The organism is Thermoflexus sp. (assembly GCF_042408365.1).
Classification (GTDB): Bacteria; Chloroflexota; Anaerolineae; order Thermoflexales; family Thermoflexaceae; genus Thermoflexus.
In genome coordinates, this window is record NZ_JBHOQJ010000143.1 from 1 (window position 1) to 5,374 (window position 5,374).

At 65.7% G+C, this 5,374-nt stretch carries 3 protein-coding genes and 1 pseudogene; all 4 read right to left on the reverse strand.

The features are described from left to right. Nucleotides 1-55: 55 nt before the first annotated feature. Nucleotides 56-1,264, reverse strand: a complete 1,209-nt coding sequence (locus tag ACFMO5_RS06600) for an SH3 domain-containing protein (protein WP_376791965.1) — start codon at nucleotides 1,262-1,264, stop codon at nucleotides 56-58. Between the two features lie 130 nt (nucleotides 1,265-1,394). Continuing rightward, a complete protein-coding gene (gene gatA / locus ACFMO5_RS06605; protein WP_376791966.1) occupies nucleotides 1,395-2,924 on the reverse strand; it encodes an Asp-tRNA(Asn)/Glu-tRNA(Gln) amidotransferase subunit GatA in 1,530 nt (509 codons plus the stop codon). Between the two features lie 36 nt (nucleotides 2,925-2,960). Next, on the reverse strand, nucleotides 2,961-3,254 hold the full coding sequence (gatC, locus tag ACFMO5_RS06610; RefSeq protein ID WP_376791967.1) for an Asp-tRNA(Asn)/Glu-tRNA(Gln) amidotransferase subunit GatC: 294 nt from the start codon (nucleotides 3,252-3,254) through the stop codon (nucleotides 2,961-2,963). Nucleotides 3,255-3,581: 327 nt separating this feature from the next. Then, a pseudogene (locus ACFMO5_RS06615) lies at nucleotides 3,582-5,374 on the reverse strand (DNA-directed RNA polymerase subunit beta); the annotation flags it as partial.

Consider the following 5,374-nt stretch of genomic DNA (forward strand, 5'->3'; position numbering starts at 1 on the left):
GGCCGGGAGCCTTCGGCCCCCGGCCCAACCCCCGCAAACCCCAAAGGATGAAGCCTTACTCCGTTTGGGAAGGAAATAGAAGATACGGCATCGGATCCAGGATGTCCCCATAGGCGCCGTTCCGCGCGCCCGCCTTCTTCAGCGTTAAGTGAATAAACCCCTTGGATCCCGCTCGCCCCAACGGTTGTCCGGGCCGCACCCGCTCCCCAGCCCGAACCTCCAGCGTGCCCGGCATGAGATGACCATAAACGGTAACATAGACCCCATCCGGCCTTCGGTGTTGGATCCGCACCTGAACCCCATAGGGATGATCCAGGCGTTCGGCGGCCATCACCACGACCCCCTCCGCGGCCGCGCAAACGATCTCCCCCGGTCGGGCCTGAAAATCGATCCCCTCATGGCCAGGCAGCCCCCACGCGGCGAAGACAGGGGGCTCGGCGCCGAAGGCCCGATGGATCACCGGTGACCGCACCGGTGGGCGCAACCAGCGCCCCGAGGGATAGACCGGCAATCCCTCCAGCGCCCCTTGGATCACCTCCAGGCCTTCCCTCGGAACCCAGCCCGGGTGGGCCGCATCCGGGAAGGCCACTTGGACCCACCGTTCCTCCTCCGTCCGCCCCAGGGCTTCGCGTTCCCCGCCCTCCGGCAGCCAGCCCAGGATGCGTGCTTCGGGCTCCGGATCCTGACGCACCGCCAGCCGGTCGCGGGCGCGAACGCGCGGGGGCTGCACGAGGAGAACCGGCACGATCTCCGGGATCCCCGCCACCACCCGGGTGTACGCAGCAGCGATCCAGGCGCGCTCCCGACGCGTTGGGTCCACGATCGCCCACCAGGCGCCATCCACGCTCCGGCCCACCACCTCGACCTCCACCCCCGCCTCCAGCCGACCGACGATCGGGTCGGAAAACCCTGGCCCGCTCCGGACGTTCAGGCGATCCGTCGTGACCACGCGAAGCCCCCGGCCCAGCCGGGCACCGCTGGCCGCTCGAGCGTCCAGGATCCGCTGCAGGCGCTCCGGCGTCGGGGCGAGGAGCAGATCCAGATGGATGGAAGGCCGACGCTGACGAAGCCAGGCTGCCGTGTGGCCCGGACGGCCGTCCGGCAGGATCAGCGACACCACCAGCGGATCGCCGGAAAGGGCCAGGGCGATCTCCGGGTCCGTTGTTGGGATCACCCTGAACCGCTCCAGATAGAAGCGCGAGGCTTCCATCCATCTCCAATCTGCACCGGCTGGCAGGAGCAGCACGTGCGCGATCCAGCTCATCGGAACTCCCGGCAAGGCCATGGAAGTCGTTCACGGCATGGCTGCGGCCAACGATCGACCTGCGGCGCGCTGAACGCGCGCTCGCACTCGTGAGGGCGTTTGGGGGCCGGGGCCGCCTTCGACAAGGCGGCTACGAACGAACGGCTCCCTCCCCCGGCTCCCGGGATTCGCCAGCCCCCCTCGCAGTGACGACAGACGGTCGACGATGGCGCCATGGGGATGCCTGCTCATAAGCATAGGCCGCCCGCAGGATTTTCTCCTCCCCCAGCGCGGGCCCCAGGATCTGCAGGCCGATGGGCAGGCCCTGGCCATCGAACCCGCATGGGACGCTGATGCCGCAGATCCCGGCCAGGTTCGCTGTGATGGTGAAAATATCCGCCAGATACATCTGGAGCGGATCGGCCGTGCGTTCGCCGATCCGGAAAGCCGTCGTCGGCGAGGTGGGGCAGACGATCACGTCCACCTTCTCAAACGCTTGTTCGAAGTCCCGTCGGATCAGGGTGCGCACTTTCTGGGCTTTGAGATAATAGGCATCGTAGTAACCGGCGGACAACGCATAAGTTCCCAACATGATCCGCCGTTTCACCTCAGGGCCGAAGCCCCGCCCTCGGGTCAGGCGGTAAGTGTCCCAGATGGTTTCCCCTTGGACGCGCAGGCCATACTTAACGCCGTCGTAGCGAGCGAGATTCGCAGAGGCCTCAGCGGGGGCGATCATGTAATATGTCGGCAAGGCGTAAGCGGTGTGCGGCAAAGACACCTCGATCACTTCAGCGCCCAATTCGGCCAGCACCTCGATGGCCTCCCGGACCGCCGCCTCGACCTCCGGTTGTATCCCCGGGATGAAATACTCCGGCGGGACACCCACCCGCATACCTTTGAGATCGGGGATCAGCGCCCGCGTGTAATCGGGGACCGGCGCGGGCCACGAGGTGGCGTCACGCGGATCCGGACCCGCGATGGCTTGAAGCAGCAACGCAGCATCTTGCACATCCTTCGTGATCGGACCGATCTGATCCAGGGAGGACCCATAGGCCACCAGACCGTAGCGGGAGACGCGGCCATAGGTGGGTTTCAGCCCCACCACCCCACACAGCGCCGCCGGCTGGCGGACGGAGCCTCCCGTATCGGTGCCCAGCGCCCCTGCACAGAGATCGGCGGCGACCGCCGCGGCGCTGCCCCCGGAGGAGCCTCCAGGCACCCGCTCCAGATCCCATGGGTTGCGCGTGGGGCCGAAGGCCGAGTTCTCGGTGGAGGAGCCCATCGCGAACTCATCCGTGTTGGTTTTCCCCAGGAACACGGCGCCGGCCTCCCGTAACCGGACGATCGCCGTGGCATCATAAGGTGGAACGAAGTTCTCTAGGATGCGGGAGCCGCATGTGCAGCGCACGCCCTGCACGCAGATCACATCCTTGATCGCCAAGGGGATCCCATTGAGCGAGGGGAGCGGCGTTGTCGGATCCCGCCGCCATGCCGCCCACCGGGCATCCGCTTCCCGGGCTTGCGCCAAGGCCTGCTCCGGGGTCACCGTCAGATAGGCATGCAGGATCGGATCCAGCGCGTCGATGCGCGCGAGGTAGGCCTCAGCGACCTCCACCGCTGAGATCTCGCCGCGGCGCAGATGCTCTAAGGTTTCATGGATCGTCCATTCGTAAGGAGCCATGCGCAAGCCTCCTTGGAAAGGGGCGAGGATGGGCGCTTATTCGAACTCCAAGATCGGCTGCACCTGGAAACAGCCATCGGCCTGGGCGGGAGCATTCTGAAGCAGCAACTCGCGGGGCATGGGTTCGCCCGGCTCATCGGGTCGCAGGACATTCCGGATCGGCAGGACCGTCGCCGTGGGTGCGATGCCTGAGGTATCCACTTCCTGGAGCTTGCGGAAATAGTCCAGGATCGCGGAGAGCTGCTCCGCATACAGCGCCTTCTCCTCCTCCGTCAGCGCCAGCTTAGCCAGCTCGGCGATGTGCTCGACCTCCTCGCGAGAAAGCGCCATTGCCGCCTCCCGGGACACCACATGATGAGGGATGGATTTCATTCCACGCTTTTGATTATAGAAGAAAACTGGCAATTTCCTCGAAGGGTAAGGATAATCCGATGACTTGACGAACGCCGGCAATCCGATCTCCACGGGACGCCCATGTGGTGTTTCCTCGAGGCCATCCCCCTTCCTCCCTCCCATCACCCTCCAGGCCACGGGGAGGAGGGAAAGGGGACGACTTTGGGGTGGAGGCACACGGGCCACGTATAAAACAGCGCCGGGGATGTCCTGAACGGATCATCCCCGGCGCACGCCATCCCTACCCTCAGGTGAGCCTTCGGCTCACTTCTCCTTCCCTTCTTCGTCCGGCGTCAGGTCCAGCAGGCCCATCGGCAGGCGCGGCACCTTCGGCTTCTCCTCCTCCCGGCCGAAACGGATCACCTCGCCGGAGTCGGTGATCGCCTCCACCGACACCGCCAGGGACTGGAGCTCTTTCACCAGCACCTTGAAGGAGGCCGGCAAGCCGGGCTCTTCGATCTTCTGCCCTTTGACGATGGCCTCGTAAGTTTTGACGCGGCCCTGGACATCGTCGGACTTCACGGTGAGCATTTCCTGCAGCGTGTAGGCCGCGCCGTACGCCTCGAGGGCCCAAACCTCCATCTCGCCGAAGCGCTGGCCACCGAATTGAGCCTTGCCGCCCAGCGGCTGTTGGGTGATCAGGGAGTAGGGGCCAGTGGATCGGGCGTGCACCTTGTCTTCCACCAGGTGGGCCAACTTCATCATATAAATCACGCCCACCGTCACCGGCCGGTCGAACGGCTCGCCCGTCTTGCCGTCGTAGAGGATCATTTTGCCCAGGATGGGCATCGGCTGGCCGGTCTCCAGCATCACCTCCGTGGCCCGCTGGCGGACCTGCTCATCCGGGATGTCCCGTGTCTCCACGCCCAGGCGCTCCATCCACAGCCGCAGCCCCACCAGGATGGCCTTCTCATCCGCCCGGCGGCGCTCTTCGACGGAGCGCGGATCATCCTCAAAGACCAGGATCTCATCCGGATCGTAGCCCCGATCCCGGAGCCACTCCCGGAGGTTGCTGCGGCGGGCGTAGACCTCGTCCGTGGCCAGGCGGTCCACATCATAGCCCCGGGCCCCCAGGAGCGCTGAGAGATACAGCAGGCGCGCCTCGTCGTCATCCCGGAGCTCCGAGAGATCGTAGCCCTGGGCCTTCAGCCAACTCCAGCACTGGCGCCGGGCATCCTCCCAGGCCGTGTCGATCATCCAGGCCCGAGCCAGCTCAGCCTCGATCTCCTGCTCATCCGCCCCGTCGAATACCGGGGTGATGGCTCGGAAGCCCAGCCGCGAGGCCGCCCAGCCGAGGTGGGTTTCTAAGAGCTGCCCAATGTTCATCCGGCTGGGCACCCCCAGCGGGTTCAGGATGATATCCACCGGGGTGCCATCGGGCAGGAAGGGCATATCCTCGATGGGCACCACCTTCGAGATCACGCCCTTGTTCCCATGGCGGCCGGCCATCTTATCGCCCTCAGCGATCTTGCGCCACTGGGCCACCGAGACCCGAACCACCGCGTTCACGCCGGCGGGGAGCTCCCGGTACTCGTCCCGGGAGAAGAACTTCACATCGATCACCTTCCCATGCTCGCCATGGGGCATCCGGAGCGAGGAATCCTTCACATCCTGCGCCTTCTCCCCGAAGATCGCCCGGAGCAGCCGCTCCTCCGGCGTCATCTCCCGCTCGCCCTTGGGCGTGATCTTGCCCACCAGGATATCGCCCGGGCCCACCAGCGCCCCGATGCGGATGATCCCGTTCTCGTCCAGATCCCGCAGCTGATCCTCGCCGACGTTGGGGATGTCCCGCGTGATCTCCTCCGGGCCCAGCTTGGTCTCGCGGGCCTCGGCTTCGTGCTTCTCGATGTGGATGGAGGAATAAATATCCTCCCGCACCAGCCGCTCGCTGATCACGATCGCGTCCTCGAAAACCTGGCCCTCCCAGGAAAGGAAAGCCACAACGAGGTTGCGGCCCAGGGCCAGCATCCCTTGATCCGTGCTGCTGGAGTCCGCGATGACCTGGCCCTTCTTCACCTTCTGGCCCTTGAAGACCAGCGGGCGCTGGTGGATGCAGG

Bases quoted from the DNA above. Each gene is read 5' to 3' on its own strand.
- gatA (WP_376791966.1), bottom strand. From the start codon at position 2,924: ATGGCTCCTTACGAATGGACGATCCATGAAACCTTAGAGCATCTGCGC.
- gatC (WP_376791967.1), bottom strand. From the start codon at position 3,254: ATGGCGCTTTCTCGCGAGGAGGTCGAGCACATCGCCGAGCTGGCTAAG.
- ACFMO5_RS06600 (WP_376791965.1), bottom strand. From the start codon at position 1,264: ATGAGCTGGATCGCGCACGTGCTGCTCCTGCCAGCCGGTGCAGATTGG.